Here is a 17,526-nt window from a genome sequence, read left to right on the forward strand (position 1 = left end):
GGAACCGATTCCGGGAAGGATTCAAGGCGCTGCAGCGTCCCTTGCGCGTCCAAAAGGATGCGCGGCGCCGTGCCTATTCGCCGGCCACGCCGTCGCCATCGCCCGAACCCTTGCGGTGTTCCCGGATGATCGCATAGGCGGCCAATGCGACGACCGGCCCAAGGAGCGCCCCGATGCCGCCCTTGCTTCTCATCAAGGCCGGCAGAAGCGCCATCGCCGCCGAGGTGCCCAGCGCGGTCATGTCGGCCCGGCGTTGCTGCTGTTCTTCGCGGGTGCGCGATGTCGCCAGCATCTTGTGGACGCCAAGGATAAGCCCTGCCAGCACCAGAAAGCCGACGCCGAAGCCGATGGCGGCCTCGATGCGTCCGAACTCCTGCGCCGTCCAGATGAACGCCGCGGCAACCAGAAAGCCGATGCCCACGCAGGCAACCACGACGGCCGCGCCATAGGCGGTCGCGGCGCGGCGCGTCCGCCGGATGGCAAGCGACGTTTCCGCGGCGGCAAAACTTGCAAGCAATGATGACAGCATGTGTCCCCCGGCCGGCCTGGGTTAGCGCCGCGCCAGAAGCGCAACGAGAAAGCCGACGCCTGCAGCGATTGCCAGCGATGTCACCGGCTTTTCGCGGACACTTGCAAGAAACTGGTCCTCAAGGTCACGCGCGCCGTGTCGCAAGGTCTCGTATGCCGCCTCGCCTTGAACGCGCATCTGGTCGGCGCCCTGGCTTGCCGCACTCCGCGCGGCGCGATAGCCGTGCTGGCCGGTTTCCGTCAGGTGCCGTGTCAATTCCTCGATATCGGCCTTCAGCTGCCTGATGTCGGCTTCAAGATCGGGCGTCGATTTTGCGCCGGTGCTGGTCTTTCCTGCGGCAGCTGCCATGTCATTGCTCCCTGTGGTTTCGTCGGGGTCGAAACGCCTGATCTGCCAGTCGGTTCCTTGTGCGTCGTCAACCATCGCCGACCCCGGCAGCTTTTGCCAGCCCGGTGCCTGCCAAAAATGGACGCAAATCCTGGCAAATGCGCCAGTCTTTGCGGGCGCTATCGCTACCGCTCTCAGCAGGGGCCTTTGACCTTCATCAAGGCCATCCCAGCCCGCCAGCTCTTTCAGGGTCTCCATATCCAGAATCTGTCAGCCGCCATGTCGCCACTGCACCATCTTGAGGTCGATCAGCTTCCGGATCGTCTTGTTGGCGTGGACCAGCGACAGGTCGAGCGTGTCGGCCACGTGTTGCTGCTTTTTTGAATGACAGCAAGCGCAACAGCAGCCAATGTACTGTCAAATCCCATGGAGAATACGCCCTTTGGCCGCTGCCCAACTTTCCGGACTGCGTATCCTCGTTTTGGAGGATGAGGCGTTGATTGCGTTCGATGTCGAGCAGCTTTGCCGCGACAATGGCGCACAAGACATCGTCATCGCCAGCAATCTGCGCGACGCGCAAAACATCTCGCAGCCGTTCGACGTCGCCATCATCGATGTGATGCTCGACGGCGAACCGACGCTCGATTTTGCCAAGGGGCTGGAAGCAAGCGGCGTCCCGTTCGTATTTGCCACCGGCTACGACCGCATCGATGAGATCTTTTCCGGATTCCCGGGGGTTGGGCTCATCAGCAAACCCTACTCGGGAACGGACCTTGTCGAGGCTGTTGTGGCGAGCTTCGGCAAGCCCGCCTCGTCAACTGACGGATGAGCCCATGACCTGGGCGGCGATCGCGTCCGGGCCGTAGTCGGCTTCGCCTGAAATATCGAGTATCTCCTGCAGCCTGTTGCGCGCGCGGCTGACACGGCTCTTGATGGTGCCCACAGCGCACCCGCAGATCTCTGCTGCTTCTTCATAGGAAAAACCGGAAGCGCCGATGAGGATGATCGCTTCGCGCTGGTCTTCCGGCAGTTGCTCGAGCGCCTTGCGGAAGTCGGCAAGGTCGAGCCGCCCGGGCTGGCTCGGATGAACGGCCAGTCGCGCGGTCATCAGCCCGTCGCTGTCCTGCACCTCGCGGCCACGCTTGCGCATTTGCGAGTAGAACTCATTGCGCAGGATGGTGAACAGCCACGCCTTGAGGTTGGTGCCGGGCTGGAAGCTGGATTGCTTGTCCCACGCCTTGACCAGCGTTTCCTGCACCAGATCGTCGGCGCGGTCGGCATGTTGCGCGAGGGACATTGCGAAGGCTCGCAAACCGGGAATGGCCGCAAGCAAGTCGGCCTTGAAGCCGGAGGAAGCTGCCATGCCTCGTTAGTCCTTCTGCTGCGTCGGTTCGGTTTCCTCGAGCTGGCTCAGCAGCTGCGCGAAACGATCCGGCACTTCATCAGACACGAGCTCGTCATAATAGAGTTTTAGCTTACGACCAATTTCCGAATTTGAACCTAGCAACTCGCTGTCGCCTTGGCGCTTCGGCTTGGCGCCACCTGCGCCACTTGCTTGACCTGTCATATTCCTGCTTTGCCCTTTGCCCCACCCATCGTTGCCCGTACAAGCAGGGCATGGCATGACCCTCCCAGGTCAGCCCGAATGCTGCACAAAACTCACCGGCGGGAGATAGGTTCCACGCCAAGGAACTTTTTATGCGAGAGAACGTTGTTGGCGTTCTGAAAGCGCGGAGCGAAGCGCCTGCCGCACAGAACCAATCACATCACCTGAGGGAGCCGTCGAACCATGACACTTTCCACCAGAATCGCCCCGCATCTGCCCTACCTGCGCCGGTTCTCGCGCGCCGTTTCAGGGTCGCAGGCCAGCGGCGACGCGTTGGTGGCCGCCATGCTTGAGGCGATCATTGCAAACATCGATATTTTTCCCGGCGCTTCCAACGACCGTATTGCGCTCTACAAGTTGTTCGCCAAGCTTTTTACCTCGGTGTCGATCCGGGTGCCGCAGGAAGACACAGGCCCGGCATGGGAAGTGCGCACGGCCGCCAACCTTTCGGCATTGTCACCCCACCCACGCCAGGCATTCCTGCTTGTAGCCGTTGAGGGCTTCAACGATTCGGAAGCCGCCGAAATTCTGGACGTTGGCGACGCCGAATTCGCCCAGCTTCTCCAGGAGGCGAGCAACGAGATTTCACGTCAGGTCGCGACCGACATCCTGATCATCGAGGATGAGCCGCTCATCGCCATGGACATCGAGGAGATGGTCGAGAGCCTTGGCCATCGTGTCGTCGGCACCGCTCGAACCCATGCCGAGGCCGCTGCCTTGTTCAGGAAGACCAATCCAAAGATGGTTCTGGCCGATATCCAGCTCGCCGACGGCAGCTCCGGCATCGACGCCGTCAACGAGATCCTGTCGACAGCGCCCCTGCCGGTGATTTTCATCACCGCCTTCCCCGAGCGCCTGCTGACGGGCGAGCGCCCTGAACCGGCGTTCCTGGTCACCAAGCCTTTCAATCCTGAAATGGTCAAGGCATTGATAAGTCAGGCGTTATTTTTCGATCGCCAGGCAAAGGCGGTCGCCTGAAACATCTTTTTGATGCCGCCCCACGGAACATTCCGCGGGGCGGCACGTTTTTTGATACGAGATTTGAAGGAGATAGATCATGCTTTACTGGGCGCTTGTATTTCTCGTCGTCGCGATCATTGCCGGCGCTCTCGGCTTTGGCGGCATTGCGGGAACTTCAGCTGGCATCGCGCAAATTCTGTTCTTCATCTTCCTGGCGTTCCTGGTGATTTCGCTCATCGCTGGCCTGTTCAGGCGGGCGGGCTAACGTCGGCAACATGAAGACCATCCAAGAAACTGGAGACCGTTCCCCTCAACCGGTTTCCAGTCCCGCCGGGTAGCGCCCTCCCAAGGATGTGCTGCCCGGCGGTGCCGTTATTGGAACCGGCAGCATTGGAAATTCGCAAGCGTCATCCCGGCGCGAACCTAGGCATCCATGATGGCAGCTCCACCCACCCAATCGGACCACGCCAAGCTGGACGCCGCTCTGCTATATGTCTCGCGCAATGCCGGCATCGCGGTCTTCTACCAAGATCGCAACCTGCGCACGATCTGGTCCCACAACGCAACGCCGCCATGGGTGGCCGCGCACGGCGATGACGCCACCTTGCCGCCGCAACAGGCGGACCGCCTGGTGGCGGCCAAGAAGAACGTCATCGCGTCGGGCAAGTCCGAAGGCCTTGAGGTAAGCCTTGCCGATCACAGCGAGGGAATGCGCTGGTACGATCTCTGGATCGACGCGGATCTCGGCGAAAGTGGCGAGGTCGACGGCCTCATTCTGACCATTGTCGAGACCACCGAGCAGAAGCGCCGCGAACAGACCCTCCGGGCGCTGCTGCGCGAGGTCAGCCACCGCTCGAAGAACCTGCTGGCCATCATCCAGAGCATCGCCACCCAGACCGGGCGCTACTCGGGTTCCATCGACACCTTCCTGCTGCGTTTTCGCGGGCGGTTGCAATCCATCGCCTCGTCGCAGGACCTGGTCACCTCGTCGAACTGGCGCGGCGCCGAGTTTCGCGAACTGGTCGTCGGTCAGGTAGGACGCTACGCGGCCAACCCCCAGCGCATGCTTCGCTTCTCGGGTGAAGACCCCTACCTCAATCCAAACGCCGCGCTGCATGTCGGCCTTGCAGTCCATGAGCTTGCGGTCAACTCGGTGAGCTATGGCGCGCTGTCCCGCGCCGACGGCTACATCGATGTGGCGGTGGCGATGGAAGGCGCCAATGGCGATGCCAGGATGGGTTTGAGCTGGATCGAAACGATCGCCCCCGGGACGGACGCGGTGTCGCGCAAGAAAAAGTTCGGCAGCGTTGCGCTCGAACGCATCGTGCCGGCAGCGCTCAACGGCACCGCCGAGCTCGACATCGGACCGGACAAGGTGAGCTATCGCCTCTTCATGCCGAAGTCCAATTTCGAGCTTGAGTGATTGGCCGGTGAGAGACGACTCGGCACCAGCAGCCAAATGCAGGTGAGCCATTTGGCGTACGGAACTTTTCGCCGGGCATCATCGTTCTTGGCAGAAGGTGATATGCCATGGAACACATCGCAGCACTGCTACTTGTCGTCTCCTGTTCGCCTGACCTGTCGGGGTGCCGCGAGGTGGCTCCGCCGACCGCCGTTTTCGAGGCCTTCGACGATTGCGAGTCCGAACTGCCCGAGGCTTTGCGGACGCTCGCGCCGCAACATCCCAGGTTGTTTGCGAAGTGCCTGCAGGTCGACCCGGCGCTTGAAGACGACTACGACCAGTTGACCTGGAAGGTGCTGCCGAACGGTGCATTGGTGGCCGATTTGTCGGTTTCCGGCGTGGTCACCGCATCCAGCTTATCTTCAACCACAGGTTTTACCCAGTGATCATGTTTCGCCGGCCGGAAGCGAACGTTCTGTAGAAATCGCGCCGGACAGGCGTCAAATTCGATTTGGAATTTGCGCCCAGTACGCTAAATAGCGGCGGGGACGCTATTTTTGTGAGAGGATTCAACCAAATGAAGAAAGTCATTCTGGCCGTTGCAGCTGTCATCGCTGTTTCCGGCTGCACGACGACCGAACGCGACGTTGCAACCGGCACGGGCGTTGGCGCGGTCGCTGGCGCGCTGATCGGCGGCGGCAGGGGTGCGCTGATCGGCGGCGCCGTCGGCGCGGCCTCGGGTCTGCTCGTCCGCAATCTTCGCAATGGCTACTGCGAATATCGCAACAGCCGCGGCCAGATCTACACGGCTCGCTGCCGCTAAGACGGCTTTGCAGCCAAAACCCGGCGACGGCTCTGGCCGTCGTCGGGTTTTTCTTTGCCCACGTTGAGGCCTTCAGCCGCGATAGGGTATGTCGATCTCCACCCTCAACCCGTCTTCGGCGTAGCGCCGCACGATCTGGCCATCGAGTTCGCGGGTGATGTTCATGTCGATCAGCTTGGTGCCGAAGCCGGTCTTCTCAGGTGCAGATACGCCATTGCCGTTGTGTTCGGCCCAGTTGAGCACCAGTCGCCGCCGCTTGCCCTGGCCGTTCAGGCGCCAATCCACCTTCAGCTCGCCAACCGAATTGTCGCCAACGCCATATTTCAGCGCGTTGGTCGCCAGTTCGTGGAAGGTCAGCCCGAGCGCCTGGGTCGTCGTCTCGTCGAGTTCGACCGCAGGACCGCTCATCATGTCCGCGGGCAATTCCTTGCCGAACACCTGGCCAAGTTCGATCCGCAACAACTCGCTCAGGTCGGCCTTTTGCCAGCGCGAACGCGTCAGCATGTCCTGCGACGCAGCCATCGCCTGCAGCCGCGCCGAGAACGATGCCGAGAATTCATCGATATCCTTGGAGTGCGCCGCCGTCTGACGAGCCATCGCCAACACCCGCGCGATCGAGTTCTTGATGCGATGCTTCATTTCCTGAAGCATCAGGTCCTTTTCGAGAAGGCTCTTTTCGGTCGTTTCGTGAAGCTGCGCCGCCGCCTCGTAGGCGCGTTGCTGGTAGCGGGCAACCAGTGCGATGGAACCGGCCAGCACCAGCCCGAACAGCCCCAGCATCAGTGGCGCGGCGCGCGGCGAAGGCGGCACGAAAGCCGTGCTCGGCCTGAAATTGACGATCCACTTGCGGCCGGCGACATTGGCCTCGCGCGCAACCGAGAACTCGTTGCCGTAGCTGGGATCGGGCGGCACTTCCGAGCGGAACAGCAGCGTGTCATCGCCCATCGTCCCGTCGAATACTTCCACCGCGACCGGCAGCAGCGGCGCCTTGCCAAGCGCTGCCTGGAACAGTTCTGCCGTGCGGAAGGCGACATAGAGGAAGCCGGCCGGCGCCGAACCATCGGCCGCCGGGCGGTCGACGCGCGAAAACACCAGAATCCCGGGCTGCCGTTCATTATCGCTTTGGCCGAGCAGCACCCTGCCCGTCGCCCTGGGTTCCCCCTGTGCCGCCATCGCCGATTCGATCGCGGTACGGCGCAGCGGATCGGTCGCCATGTCGTAGCCCATCGCATCGAGGCTGGCCTTGTTCATCGGCTCGAACAGCACGATGGGCGTTCGCCATTCCAGCGTTGTTTCCGGGAATGGCGACCGGTTGATGCCGTAGCCGTCCTTCAGTTCGCGCGTGACCATGTCGCTTTGGCCGCTGTCGATCAGCCGCAGGAAGCCTATGCCGCGCAGGCTCGGGAAATTCCTCTCGGCATCGAGCGAAGCGAAATAGTCGCGGAACTGGTCGCGTGAGAGATTGCCCTTCTGCGCCACGAACATCGCCTGCGTCGCATGCAGCAAGGCAAGGTCGAACTCCAGCCTGCCCTCGATGCGGTTGAGCGCATCGTCGGCGACCGACTGGAACTTGATCCGCGCCGCCTCCACAGTTGCCAGATAGACGAGCGCAGCCATCGTCAGGCTGACGAGCGTCATGGCAACAAAGATCAGACTGGGGAAGTACTTTCTCAATTCCGGCCGGCTCGCGTCACCCACGAACCATTAAAGCACGATCGCACAGAGGTGAAACTGCTTTTCGCGATCGTGCAGACAGGTGACGGCTGAGCCGGCAAAGGCCGGGTCAGGCCGCGATCTGCATAGCTCCCGGTCCGGGAACGGCGCCGGGTGGGCATTTGCCAAGGATGATCATGCCGAGCACCTCGTCCTTGGTCACGTCCTGGGTGCGCGCAGTGCCCACCACCTGGCCGTTCTTCATCACGCAGACGCGGTCGGCGAGATCGAACACGTCGTGGATGTCGTGGCTGATCAGGAAGATGCCGATGCCGTCGGCCTTCAGTTGCTTGACCAGTTCGCCGACCTGCGCCGTCTCCTGCGGACCAAGTGCGGCCGTCGGCTCGTCCATGATCAGGATGCGCGCGTTGAACAGGATGGCACGGGCGATCGCCACCGATTGGCGCTGGCCGCCTGACAGCTTGCTCACCGGCTCCTTGAAGCGCTGGAAGCGCGGGTTGAGCCGGCCCATCACCTTGCGCGCCTCTGCCTCCATGGCGACATCGTCGAGCGTGCCGTAAGCCGTCATGATCTCGCGCCCGAGGAAGAGATTGGCGGCGGCGTCGACATTGTCGGCCAGCGCCAGCGTCTGGTAGATCGTCTCGATGCCATATTTCTTGGCGTCGCGCGGGTTGGATATCTGAGCTTCCTCGCCATTGACGTAGATCGCACCGGCGTCGCGCTTGTAGGCGCCCGACAGGATCTTGATCAGCGTCGACTTGCCGGCGCCGTTGTGGCCGAGCAGCGCCACCACTTCGCCGGGATAGAGGTCGACCGAGGCATCGTCGACGGCGCGGATGCCGCCGAAGGCGATGGAGATGTTCTTGAGGTCGACGAGCGGGGTCTGTTCCATGATCTTGGCTCCCGGATTTCGTTAGACGCGCTTGCGGTAGAGCGTGTCGAGCCACACGGCCACGATCAGCACCATGCCGACGACGATGTTCTGCAGCGGCGTATCGATGCTGAGCAGCACCATGCCCGACTGCAGCGACTGCATCAGAAGCGCACCCAGCATGGCGCCCGCAACCGTGCCCGAACCGCCGGCCAGCGAAGTGCCACCGATGACGGCGGCCGCGATGACCAGAAGCTCGTCCAGCGTGCCCAGCGAATTGGTAGCCGAGTTCAGGCGGGCAGTAGAGATAGCAGCGCTGATCGCGGCCAGCACGCCCATGATCATGAACACCTTCATAGTGATCCAGCGCGTGTTGATGCCGGCGAGATTGGCTGCTTCAGGATTACCGCCGATGGCGAAGACATAGCGGCCGAAGCGGGTGCGGTTGGTGACGAAGGTCATGACGATGCCCACCGCCACCGCGATCAGCACGGGAATGGCAATGCCATGGGCGATGAACAGCCCGCCTTCAGGGATGGTGATGCCGTTGGCCTCGGCGTATTTGCGCACGATTCCGATCGGCCAGGGATAAGAATTGGCAATCCACACCGCACCGAGAATCACACCGCAGGTGATCGTGCCAAGAAACGCCTCGGCCCAGAGTGGCCGCAGCGGGAACTTGAAGCGCTTGCGTTGCTGGCGGCCATTCAGCAGTACGAGGACCACAGCAAGGCACGCGACAAGACCGATGATCCAGCTCCACGTAGCGCCGATGGCCCCCTGCGGACCACCACCCATGAGCTGGAAATTCGCATCGAGCGGCGCGATCGTCTGGCCTGACGTGACCCACCAGGCCGCCCCGCGCCAAATCAGAAATCCGCCCAGCGTCACGATGAAAGCGGGAACCCCCATATAGGCGATGATGAAGCCTTGCAGAGCGCCAATCACCAGACCCAGCACAATGCCGATGAGGAGAGCCAAGGCCCAGATCCACGGATTTCCGAGTTCGAGACCGACGGCCTTGACCAGGAAATGCACCTGGGCAAAGCCCATCACCATGCCGATCACGCCCTCGGCCGAGCCGACCGACAAATCGATGTTGCGCATGACAATGATCAGCACCATGCCAGTAGCCATGATGGCTACGGCAGAAGCTTGCACCGACAGGTTCCACAGGTTGCGGGCAGTCAGGAAGGTGCGGCTGTCGAACTCGAACGGATTGACGCCGAGACGCCAGCTCGAAATCACCTGCAGCCCGACCCAGATCAGCACCAGCGCGCCAATCATGCCAAGCATGCGGGTGTCGATCTCGGTGTCGCGGAGAAAGCGTCCGACCAGGCTGAGCTCGGTCGTTCGCGCACGGTCGGCCGGCGCGTTGGAAGTGGTGTCAGTCATTGCTACCTCCCAACCGGGTGGCCGTCTTCGCGGCAGCCGGTGTGCGCATGATAGGGGCAATCCGCCATGTCATGAAGCGGGCGCTTTTTGAAAAACGCCGCGGTTCCATTTTTGGACCGCGGCGTTTGACCGATCAGGCCGATCGTTTAGTTGCAGGCAGGAACCGAACCGGCGGCCACGCCCTGGCAGACCACGTCCTTGCCAACCCAGCCGGCGTCGATGACGACGTTGAGGTTGTCCTTGGTGATCGGAACAGGCGTCAGGAAGACCGAATTCAGCTCGAGGCCGCCCGGCGTCTTGAACTTGGTGACGTTGGCGATCTCTTCCATCTTCTTGCCGTCGGCGAGCTGCGAGGCGATCTCGGCGGCGTTCTTGCCGAGTTCGCGCGCATCCTTCCACACCGAAACGGTCTGGGTGCCGAGCGCGATGCGGTTCAGCGCGGCATGGTCGCCGTCCTGGCCCGACACCGGCACCGAGCCGGCGAGGCCCTGCGCCTGGAGTGCTGCGATCGCGCCGCCGGCGGTGCCGTCGTTCGAGGCCACGACCGCGTCGATCTTGTTGTCGTTGGCGGTCAGGAACTGTTCCATGTTCTTCTGGGCGTTGGCCGGCAGCCAGCCATCGGTGTAGGCCTCGCCGACATTCTTGATCTTGCCGCCGTCGATGGCTTCCTTGAGCACTTCCATCTGGCCGGCGAACAGGAAGTCGGCGTTCGGATCGGCACCGCTGCCCTTGATGAAGACGTAGTTGCCTTCAGGCTTGGCGGCGAACACGCCCCTGGCCTGCATGCGACCGACTTCCTTGTTGTCGAAGGTCAGGTAGAAGGCATCCTTGTTTTCGATCAGGCGATCGTAGCCGACAACCGGAATGCCCTCGGCGACGGCCTTGTCGACAGCCGGTCCGATGGCCGATGCGTCCTGCGCCAGGATGATCAGCGCGTTGGCGCCTTGCGAAATCAGGCTTTCGACGTCGGTCAGCTGCTTGGCGGGCGACGACTGGGCGTCGGCCGAAATGTACTTGTCGCCGGCGGCCTCAATGGCGGCCTTCATGGCGGCTTCGTCGGTCTTCCAGCGTTCTTCCTGGAAGTTCGACCACGACACGCCGATGACCTTGTCCTTCGCCGAAGCCACTGCCGAAAGCGACAGAGTCATGGCGACACCGGCAAGAATGGCGGTGGTAAATTTCCTCATGATTTCCTCCCTGCGCCCAATGGGCGCGCCTACTTCGCGATAGCCCTTGGAGAAGCTCTTTTTTTCGAGCCTCGAAAAAATAGTGACTCAATGCCCCAGCACTGTCAACATGGTTTCGCCGGGCGCCATATTTTTTTCGTGCGTCGAAATAATTCGGGACAATTCACCCGTCATCTGCCAGAATGCCTGTGCATGACCCCATCGGCGAGGATCGATTTTCAGCGCCGATCATGCACAAAGTCGCATCGATCCGCCTCCCTCGCCCAAGACCGTGGAGGCAACGCGCATGCGACCGCGACTGCCGCACCAGAAGGGCAGCCCCGCGCAGGGAGGACGATGAGGAATGTCAGTCGGCGTACGTCATGACGATTTGAGACGGCGCAATCGCGCGATGGTCATTTCAGCCGTTCGCCGTGCCAGCCAGCCCTCGCGCACCGAGATCGCCGCCACCACCGGCCTCAGCCATTCGACCATCTCCACAATCTCCTCCGACCTTATCGCCGAAGGCATTCTGGCCGAGGCAAAGGGCTACGAGCCGGTCTCCATGAAGCGAGGTCGCCCACAGGTCGCGCTCAAGCTGGAAGCGTCGGCGGCATCGATCGTGGCTGTCGTGCTGTCGCTCAATCATCTGTCGGCATCGGTCATCGACTACGCCGGCAACACCATCGCCGAAGAAAGCCGCAAGCTCGACACCCAGCAGATGCCGGCAAACGATCTGGTCGACGAATGCGTGGCGATGATCCATCGCCTGACAGACGGGCGCGAGCTGGTTGGCGCGCCGCTGCTGCGCATCACGCTCGCCGTGCAGGGCATCACCGACTCGGGCTCCCGCAAACTGCTGTGGTCGCCGATCACCCCGCATGACGACATTCACTTCGCCGACCGGCTCGAACAAGAATTCGGCGTGCCGGTATCGGTCGAGAACGACTGTAACATGATCGCCGAAGCATTGCGCTGGCGCGACCCGGTCCGCTACCGCGACGACTTCATCGCCATCCTGTTGTCGCATGGCATCGGCATGGGCCTGGTTATCAAGGGTGAGCTTTTCACCGGCACCCAATCTTCGGGCGGCGAATTCGGCCACATGATCCATCGCCCCGACGGCGCGCTCTGCCGCTGCGGCCGCCGCGGCTGCATCGAAGCCTATGCCGGCAACTACGCCATCTGGCGCAACGCCAGGATCGGCGACGAAAACGCCGAGCCGCCGGCCGACCTGTCGGATGAAGACATCACTGCCCTCGCCGGGGCCGCCCGCGACCATGACGGCCCAGAGCGCGAGGCGTTCCGCAAGGCCGGCGAAGCCATCGGCTTCGGGCTTGGGTCGATGTTTGCGCTGTTCGATCCGGCGCCGCTTGCCTTCGTCGGCGTTGGCGCGACCGCTTTCGATCTGATGGAGCCGCATGTTCGCGCAGCCATCGCCAAGACGGCCGGCGGCCTGCACTCCAAGGCGATTTCCTTCGACACCGAACCGAACGAGGTGCCGCTCATCCGCGAAGGCTCGATGATGCGCGCCCTGCTCCATGTCGACCAGGAGATATTCGCCGTCGGCGCGCCATTGCGCCAGGACGTCGCCTAATCCTCGCGGATGGCGTAGCCGGCGCCCCTGATGGTGCGGATCACATCCGGCATGCGACCGGTGTTGACCGCCTTGCGCAATCGCCCGACATGCACGTCAACCGTGCGCTCGTCGATGTAGATCGTCTCGCCCCAGACATTGTCGAGCAGCTGGCTGCGCGAAAACACCCGGCCCGGGTGACGCATCATGAATTCGAGCAGGCGGAACTCGGTCGGCCCGAGCTTGATCTCGCTCTTCTTGCGATAGACGCGGTGCGACTCCCGGTCGAGCAGGATGTCGCCGACCTTGAGCACCGACGACAGCACCTCGGGCTTGGCGCGGCGCAGCAGCGCCTTGACGCGCGCCATGAATTCGGGCGTCGAGAACGGCTTGACGAGATAGTCGTCCGCTCCGGTCGACAGGCCCCTCACCCGGTCGCTTTCCTCGCCACGTGCCGTCAGCATGATGATCGGCAGGCGTTCGGTGTCGGGGCGCATCCGCAGCCGTCGGCACAGCTCGATGCCCGAGAGCGCCGGCACCATCCAGTCGAGGACGAGGAGATCGGGTACGTTTTCCTGCAGCCGGATCTCGGCCTCGTCGCCACGCGTGACGACCTCGACCTGGTAGCCTTCGGATTCGAGATTGTAGCGAAGCAGCACGCCCAGCGGCTCTTCGTCTTCGACGACCATGACCTTGGGAGCGATCATCGGCTGTCCTTATGTTGGCGCATGGCCGCTTTCGGACCATGCGCTGATTAACCTGTGCAGCGCGCCCGCGCCAAACGCATGCGGTTGCGGAAGTTCTCAGACCGGCACGGTCGTCGAGGTCTCGTCGACCTTCGGACGGTTGAGCGGCAGTTGCGTGCCGGTGACCACAAAATAGGCGTTCTCGGCGATGTTGGTGACGTGGTCGCCGATGCGCTCGAGGTTCTTGGCGCAGAACAACAGATGCGTGCAGGCCGTGATGTTGCGCGGATCCTCCATCATGTAGGTCAGGAGTTCGCGAAACACAGCCGTGTACTGGATATCGATCTTCTGGTCGTCGGCGCGCAGTTCCTTCAGGCCTTCGGCCTGGCGCGCGACATAGAGGTCGACCACGCCGCGGACCTGGCCCAGCACCAGCTGCGCCATCGCGTCGATGGAGTGCGACAGGTTGCGCGGCGTCGGCGACTGGCCGACGGCGCCGACACGCTTGGCGATGTTCTTGGCCAGGTCGCCGATGCGCTCGAGATCGCCCGCCATGCGGATGGCGCCGACCACCGCGCGCAAGTCCTGCGCCATCGGCTGGCGCTTGGCGATCAGCGTGATTGCGCTGTTGTCGAGTTCGCGCTGCTTGGCGTCCATCATCACGTCGTCGGCGACGATGTTCTGCGCCAGCGCCTGGTCGGACGACAACAGCGCCCGGATCGCGCCGGCCACCATCGAGCCGGCCAGGTCGCCCATGTCGCAGATGACCTGGTCGACGTGCTGGAGTTCTTCGTCGAAGGACCGGACTGTATGTTCGCCCATGATTTCTTCCTCGTCTCGTGTGCCGTGGCGAAAACTCACTCAGCCGAAGCGGCCGGTGATGTAGTCCTGCGTCCGCTTGTCGTCGGGGTTGGTGAACATCTTGTCGGTCGGGCCTTCCTCGACCAGGTAGCCGAGGTGGAACATCGCCGTTCGCTGCGACACGCGCGCCGCCTGCTGCATCGAGTGCGTCACGATGACGATCGTGTAGTTCTCGCGCAGTTCGTCGATCAGCTCCTCCACCTTGGCGGTGGCAATCGGGTCGAGCGCCGAGCACGGCTCGTCCATCAGGATGACTTCGGGAGAAACGGCGATGGCGCGGGCGATGCACAGGCGCTGCTGCTGGCCGCCCGACAGGCCGGTGCCCGGCTCGTTGAGACGATCCTTGGCTTCGTTCCACAACGCAGCCTTCTGCAGGGACTTCTCGACGATCTCGTCGAGCTCGGCCTTGTTCCTGGCAAGTCCGTGGATGCGCGGGCCGTAGGCGACATTCTCGTAGATCGACTTCGGAAATGGGTTCGGCTTCTGGAACACCATGCCGACACGGGCGCGCAGTTCCACCACGTCGATCTTCGGATCGTAGATGTCTTCGCCGTCCAGCGTGATCTTGCCGCCGACGCTGGCGCCGTCAATGGTGTCGTTCATCCGGTTGAGGCAGCGCAGGAAGGTCGACTTGCCGCAGCCCGAAGGTCCGATCAGCGCCGTCACCTGGTTCTGCCGCACGTTGAGGTCGACGCCGAACAGCGCCTGCTTCTCGCCATAGTGCACGGTGACCTTGTCGCCGCGCATCTTGATGATGTCGTTTGGTTTGTTCATCTCGGCGTTCACCGCGTCTTCGAGTTTTTTCTCGGTCATGATGTTCATAGCAGGATGCTCCTTGTCCACTACCAGCGCCGCTCGAAGCGCCGCCGAAGGACGATGGCGACGATGTTCATGGCCATGAGGAAAATGAGTAGGATGATGATGGCGCCGGACATGCGCTCGACGAAGGCGCGCTCGGCCTCGTTCGCCCACATGTAGATCTGCACCGGAAGCGCCGTCGCCGGATCGAAGGGCGACTTGGGATAGTCGGCAACGAAGGCCACCATGCCGATCAACAGCAGCGGCGCCGTTTCGCCCAGCGCGCGCGCCAGGCCGATGATGGTGCCCGTCAGGATGCCGGGAGCGGCCAGCGGCAGGATGTGCTGGAACACCATCTGCATCTTCGACGCGCCAAGTCCAAGCGCCGCCGAGCGGATCGACGGCGGCACGGCGGCAAGCGCAGCACGTGTCGCGATGATGATCGTCGGCAAGGTCATCAGCGTCAGCACCAGTCCGCCGACGAAGGACGCCGAGCGCGGCAGGCCGAGGAAGTTGATGAACACGGCCAGACCGAGCAGGCCGAAGACGATCGACGGCACTGCGGCAAGGTTGTTGATGTTGACCTCGATGAGATCGGTGAAGCGGTTCTTCTTGGCGAATTCCTCGAGATAGATCGAGGCGGCGACGCCGATCGGCAGCGCCAGCATCAGCACGATCAGCATCATGAAGAACGAGCCGATCAGGGCGACGCCGACGCCTGATGTCTCGGGCCGGCTCGACGCGCCGAACTTGAACAGTCCGGTGTTGAAGCGCTCGGCCATCGCGCCTTCGGCCTTCAGCTTGTTCATCCACTCGACCTGCTGGTCGGAGACCTTGCGCCGCGCCTCGGGCACCGAAAGGTCGATCTGGCCCTTGTAGGCGGAGTCCATGTTGGCTGCAGCAAGCAGGATGATGTCGCGCGTCTGGCCGATGACCGACGGATCCGCCTGGACGATGCTGCGCAGTTGGACGCGCACGCTGTCCGACAGGAAGCCCTTCAGCTTGCGCACCTGCGCCTTGTCCTCGGGGTCGATCCCCAGACGCGCGATCAGCGCATTCTCGGCCAGCTTCGGATAGTTGGCCGTGATCAGCACCTTCGGGTCGGTCGCCCGTTTGTTGGACGGGTCGATGACCTTCTCGTCGAAGGTGACGGGCAGCGTTATGCTGGTCTGCCAGAACGCGGTATGCCCCTTCGAGATGATCGAAAACAGCATCACGGCCAGGAAGGCGAGACCAACCGAGATCGCCAGCACACCGTAGATACGGAAGCGGCGTTCGGCGGCGTAGCGCTTCTTGAGGCCGATATCGCGGCGCGCGGGCGCGGTCGCGGTCGGCAGGGTGTCGAGCGAAATATCGGTCATTCGTACTGCTCCCGGTACTTCCGGACGATGTAAAGCGCGACGATGTTCATCACCAGCGTCAGCGCGAAGAGCGTGATGCCGAGCGCGAAGGCCACCAGCGTCTGCGGCGTGTTGAACTCAAGGTCGCCGGTCAACTGGTTGACGATCTTGACGGTGATGGTGGTCATCGCCTCGAACGGATTGAGCGTCAGGTTTGCCGCCACACCCGCCGCCAGGACCACGATCATGGTCTCGCCGATGGCGCGCGAGGCGGTCAGCAGGATGGCGCCGACGATGCCCGGCAGCGCGGCTGGGAGGATGACGCGCTTGATCGTTTCCGAGCGCGTGGCGCCGAGGCCGAGCGAGCCGTCGCGCATGGCGCGCGGCACCGCGGTGATGATGTCGTCGGACAGCGACGAGACGACGGGGATAAGCATCACGCCCATCACCAAGCCGGCGGTCAGGATCGATTGCGCCTGGATGAACGGCGTGCCGCCGGCAAGGGCAGCCGAGATGTCGCGCAGGAAGGGTCCGAGCGTGACGAGCGCGAAGATACCGTAGACGATGGTCGGGATGCCGGCGAGCAGCTCGAGCGCCGGCTTGACCACCGCGCGCACCCTGGGGGCGGCGTATTCCGACATGTAGACCGCCGACATCAGGCCGACAGGCACCGCCACCAGCAGCGCGACAAAGGCGATGTAGAGCGTGCCGGCAAGCAGCGGGATCAAGCCGAACTGGCCTTCCGATGCACCGGCGCCGGCGGCCGCGAAGCGCGGATCCCAAACCGTTCCGAAGAAGAAGTTGCTCAGCGGCACCTTCTCGAAGAAGGCGATGGTCTGGAACAGCATCGACAGCACGATGCCGACAGTCGTCAGGATGGCCAGAGTCGAGGCGCCGAGCAGCCCCCACAGCATGACCTTTTCGACATTGTTGCGAGCCCGGGCGCGCGGGCTGATGCGGCCCAGGCTGTAGACCGACCCGATCAGCGCCAGGCCGATGGAGACGACCGCTGCGATCATGTTGAGGCGGTCCGACATGCGGTTAGTTTCCACCGCGATCGGAAGCATGTAGTCGGCCGTGTCCGGCGCCAATGCCACGCCCTTGGCGGCCAGCATCGGCTGCACTTCGGCAAAAGTCTTCGGCAGCGTCGCCAGTTGCTGTGCGTCGAGACGGGTCAGGCCGCTGGCCAGGCTCTTGACCAGCCCGACGGCCAGGTCCTCATGCGCGACGGTTCCGTCGGCGACATCGGTCGGCAGCGCGGCGTGGACATGGCGGTTGAGATAGGCGTTGGCGCCGATGTCCCAGCAGGCGAGGAAAATGACCGCCGGCACGACGCCCATCAGGAACGCCCACCAGCCGTGATAGTGCGCACGCGAGTGCGGCTTGACCGAACCGTCGTCCTGCGCCCGCGCCCTTTGGCGGCCGAGCAGGAATGCGGCCAGTCCGATCGCGAGCACTATGGCGAAGACAAACAGGAAGGACATGGACCAGCCTCGGTGGGTTCGCAAAGCA

20 protein-coding genes are annotated in these 17,526 nt (G+C 63.0%); 7 read left to right on the forward strand and 13 right to left on the reverse strand.

Going from position 1 to position 17,526, the window contains the following annotated elements; translation table 11 throughout:
* Positions 1–73: 73 nt before the first annotated feature.
* Positions 74–529, reverse strand: a complete 456-nt coding sequence (locus tag PCJ21_RS10215; RefSeq protein ID WP_269931291.1) for a hypothetical protein — start codon at positions 527–529, stop codon at positions 74–76.
* A gap of 21 nt (positions 530–550) precedes the next feature.
* Entirely contained in the window at positions 551–877 is a 327-nt protein-coding gene (locus PCJ21_RS10220; RefSeq protein WP_269931514.1) for a DUF883 family protein, read from the reverse strand.
* A gap of 475 nt (positions 878–1,352) precedes the next feature.
* Here PCJ21_RS10220 and PCJ21_RS10225 point away from each other — a divergent pair, with 475 nt between their 5' ends.
* On the forward strand, positions 1,353–1,685 hold the full coding sequence (locus PCJ21_RS10225; protein WP_269931292.1) for a response regulator: 333 nt from the start codon (positions 1,353–1,355) through the stop codon (positions 1,683–1,685).
* Here the strand turns inward: PCJ21_RS10225 and PCJ21_RS10230 are convergent.
* Complete coding sequence (locus PCJ21_RS10230) at positions 1,671–2,219, reverse strand: RNA polymerase sigma factor (protein WP_269931293.1); 549 nt, start codon at positions 2,217–2,219, stop codon at positions 1,671–1,673. The two genes, PCJ21_RS10225 and PCJ21_RS10230, sit on opposite strands and share 15 nt — an antisense overlap.
* A 6-nt stretch (positions 2,220–2,225) precedes the next feature.
* Positions 2,226–2,423, reverse strand: coding sequence for a NepR family anti-sigma factor (locus PCJ21_RS10235; RefSeq protein ID WP_269931294.1), 198 nt, complete (start codon positions 2,421–2,423; stop codon positions 2,226–2,228).
* A 222-nt stretch (positions 2,424–2,645) separates the two neighbouring features.
* Here PCJ21_RS10235 and PCJ21_RS10240 point away from each other — a divergent pair, with 222 nt between their 5' ends.
* From PCJ21_RS10240 to PCJ21_RS10260, 5 genes are all read left to right on the forward strand, one after another.
* The gene (locus tag PCJ21_RS10240; protein WP_269931295.1) at positions 2,646–3,440 is read left to right on the forward strand and encodes a response regulator; all 795 of its coding nucleotides are present in this window, start codon (positions 2,646–2,648) and stop codon (positions 3,438–3,440) included.
* Between the two features lie 79 nt (positions 3,441–3,519).
* The gene (locus PCJ21_RS10245; RefSeq protein WP_269931296.1) at positions 3,520–3,687 is read left to right on the forward strand and encodes a DUF1328 domain-containing protein; all 168 of its coding nucleotides are present in this window, start codon (positions 3,520–3,522) and stop codon (positions 3,685–3,687) included.
* A 168-nt stretch (positions 3,688–3,855) separates the two neighbouring features.
* The gene (locus PCJ21_RS10250) at positions 3,856–4,845 is read left to right on the forward strand and encodes a sensor histidine kinase (RefSeq protein WP_269931297.1); all 990 of its coding nucleotides are present in this window, start codon (positions 3,856–3,858) and stop codon (positions 4,843–4,845) included.
* A 107-nt stretch (positions 4,846–4,952) separates the two neighbouring features.
* A complete protein-coding gene (locus PCJ21_RS10255) occupies positions 4,953–5,270 on the forward strand; it encodes a hypothetical protein (protein WP_269931298.1) in 318 nt (105 codons plus the stop codon).
* Between the two features lie 131 nt (positions 5,271–5,401).
* Positions 5,402–5,647, forward strand: a complete 246-nt coding sequence (locus PCJ21_RS10260; protein ID WP_269931299.1) for a YMGG-like glycine zipper-containing protein — start codon at positions 5,402–5,404, stop codon at positions 5,645–5,647.
* A 72-nt stretch (positions 5,648–5,719) separates the two neighbouring features.
* Here the strand turns inward: PCJ21_RS10260 and PCJ21_RS10265 are convergent, their stop codons facing one another.
* The 4 genes from PCJ21_RS10265 to xylF all read right to left on the reverse strand — a co-directional run bounded on the left by PCJ21_RS10265 (position 5,720) and on the right by xylF (position 10,774).
* Positions 5,720–7,321 carry a CHASE domain-containing protein gene (locus PCJ21_RS10265; protein WP_269931300.1) on the reverse strand — a complete coding sequence of 534 codons (1,602 nt, stop codon included), beginning with the start codon at positions 7,319–7,321 and terminating at the stop codon, positions 5,720–5,722.
* Between the two features lie 109 nt (positions 7,322–7,430).
* Positions 7,431–8,213 (reverse strand): ATP-binding cassette domain-containing protein, encoded by a 783-nt coding sequence (locus PCJ21_RS10270; RefSeq protein ID WP_269931301.1) that lies wholly within the window; start codon positions 8,211–8,213, stop codon positions 7,431–7,433.
* Positions 8,214–8,234: 21 nt separating this feature from the next.
* Positions 8,235–9,587 (reverse strand): sugar ABC transporter permease, encoded by a 1,353-nt coding sequence (locus tag PCJ21_RS10275; RefSeq protein ID WP_269931302.1) that lies wholly within the window; start codon positions 9,585–9,587, stop codon positions 8,235–8,237.
* A gap of 146 nt (positions 9,588–9,733) precedes the next feature.
* The gene (gene xylF, locus PCJ21_RS10280; protein WP_269931303.1) at positions 9,734–10,774 is read right to left on the reverse strand and encodes a D-xylose ABC transporter substrate-binding protein; all 1,041 of its coding nucleotides are present in this window, start codon (positions 10,772–10,774) and stop codon (positions 9,734–9,736) included.
* Between the two features lie 343 nt (positions 10,775–11,117).
* Between xylF and PCJ21_RS10285 the strand changes: the two genes are divergently transcribed.
* Entirely contained in the window at positions 11,118–12,350 is a 1,233-nt protein-coding gene (locus tag PCJ21_RS10285) for an ROK family protein (RefSeq protein ID WP_269931304.1), read from the forward strand.
* Here PCJ21_RS10285 and phoB read toward each other — a convergent pair.
* The 5 genes from phoB to pstC form a co-directional block, all read right to left on the reverse strand.
* Entirely contained in the window at positions 12,347–13,036 is a 690-nt protein-coding gene (gene phoB / locus PCJ21_RS10290) for a phosphate regulon transcriptional regulator PhoB (protein ID WP_269931305.1), read from the reverse strand. The two genes, PCJ21_RS10285 and phoB, sit on opposite strands and share 4 nt — an antisense overlap.
* Positions 13,037–13,132: 96 nt before the next feature.
* On the reverse strand, positions 13,133–13,837 hold the full coding sequence (phoU, locus tag PCJ21_RS10295) for a phosphate signaling complex protein PhoU (RefSeq protein ID WP_269931306.1): 705 nt from the start codon (positions 13,835–13,837) through the stop codon (positions 13,133–13,135).
* A 39-nt stretch (positions 13,838–13,876) separates the two neighbouring features.
* On the reverse strand, positions 13,877–14,698 hold the full coding sequence (gene pstB, locus PCJ21_RS10300; RefSeq protein WP_269931307.1) for a phosphate ABC transporter ATP-binding protein PstB: 822 nt from the start codon (positions 14,696–14,698) through the stop codon (positions 13,877–13,879).
* A 20-nt stretch (positions 14,699–14,718) separates the two neighbouring features.
* Positions 14,719–16,035, reverse strand: a complete 1,317-nt coding sequence (gene pstA, locus PCJ21_RS10305) for a phosphate ABC transporter permease PstA (RefSeq protein ID WP_269931308.1) — start codon at positions 16,033–16,035, stop codon at positions 14,719–14,721.
* Entirely contained in the window at positions 16,032–17,498 is a 1,467-nt protein-coding gene (pstC, locus tag PCJ21_RS10310) for a phosphate ABC transporter permease subunit PstC (RefSeq protein WP_269931309.1), read from the reverse strand. The genes pstA and pstC overlap by 4 nt, the downstream gene beginning before the upstream one ends.
* Positions 17,499–17,526: the final 28 nt, after the last annotated feature.

The sequence above is a fragment of the Aminobacter sp. HY435 genome (assembly GCF_027568395.1).
Taxonomy (GTDB): Bacteria; Pseudomonadota; Alphaproteobacteria; order Rhizobiales; family Rhizobiaceae; genus Aminobacter.

Coding starts and splice junctions, on each gene's coding strand:
- PCJ21_RS10215 (WP_269931291.1), bottom strand. CDS start 529: ATGCTGTCATCATTGCTTGCAAGTTTTGCCGCCGCGGAAACGTCGCTT.
- PCJ21_RS10220 (WP_269931514.1), bottom strand. CDS start 877: ATGGCAGCTGCCGCAGGAAAGACCAGCACCGGCGCAAAATCGACGCCC.
- PCJ21_RS10230 (WP_269931293.1), bottom strand. CDS start 2,219: ATGGCAGCTTCCTCCGGCTTCAAGGCCGACTTGCTTGCGGCCATTCCC.
- PCJ21_RS10235 (WP_269931294.1), bottom strand. CDS start 2,423: ATGACAGGTCAAGCAAGTGGCGCAGGTGGCGCCAAGCCGAAGCGCCAA.
- PCJ21_RS10240 (WP_269931295.1), top strand. CDS start 2,646: ATGACACTTTCCACCAGAATCGCCCCGCATCTGCCCTACCTGCGCCGG.
- PCJ21_RS10245 (WP_269931296.1), top strand. CDS start 3,520: ATGCTTTACTGGGCGCTTGTATTTCTCGTCGTCGCGATCATTGCCGGC.
- PCJ21_RS10250 (WP_269931297.1), top strand. CDS start 3,856: ATGATGGCAGCTCCACCCACCCAATCGGACCACGCCAAGCTGGACGCC.
- PCJ21_RS10255 (WP_269931298.1), top strand. CDS start 4,953: ATGGAACACATCGCAGCACTGCTACTTGTCGTCTCCTGTTCGCCTGAC.
- PCJ21_RS10260 (WP_269931299.1), top strand. CDS start 5,402: ATGAAGAAAGTCATTCTGGCCGTTGCAGCTGTCATCGCTGTTTCCGGC.
- PCJ21_RS10270 (WP_269931301.1), bottom strand. CDS start 8,213: ATGGAACAGACCCCGCTCGTCGACCTCAAGAACATCTCCATCGCCTTC.
- PCJ21_RS10275 (WP_269931302.1), bottom strand. CDS start 9,587: ATGACTGACACCACTTCCAACGCGCCGGCCGACCGTGCGCGAACGACC.
- xylF (WP_269931303.1), bottom strand. CDS start 10,774: ATGAGGAAATTTACCACCGCCATTCTTGCCGGTGTCGCCATGACTCTG.
- PCJ21_RS10285 (WP_269931304.1), top strand. CDS start 11,118: ATGTCAGTCGGCGTACGTCATGACGATTTGAGACGGCGCAATCGCGCG.
- phoB (WP_269931305.1), bottom strand. CDS start 13,036: ATGATCGCTCCCAAGGTCATGGTCGTCGAAGACGAAGAGCCGCTGGGC.
- phoU (WP_269931306.1), bottom strand. CDS start 13,837: ATGGGCGAACATACAGTCCGGTCCTTCGACGAAGAACTCCAGCACGTC.
- pstB (WP_269931307.1), bottom strand. CDS start 14,698: ATGAACATCATGACCGAGAAAAAACTCGAAGACGCGGTGAACGCCGAG.
- pstA (WP_269931308.1), bottom strand. CDS start 16,035: ATGACCGATATTTCGCTCGACACCCTGCCGACCGCGACCGCGCCCGCG.
- pstC (WP_269931309.1), bottom strand. CDS start 17,498: ATGTCCTTCCTGTTTGTCTTCGCCATAGTGCTCGCGATCGGACTGGCC.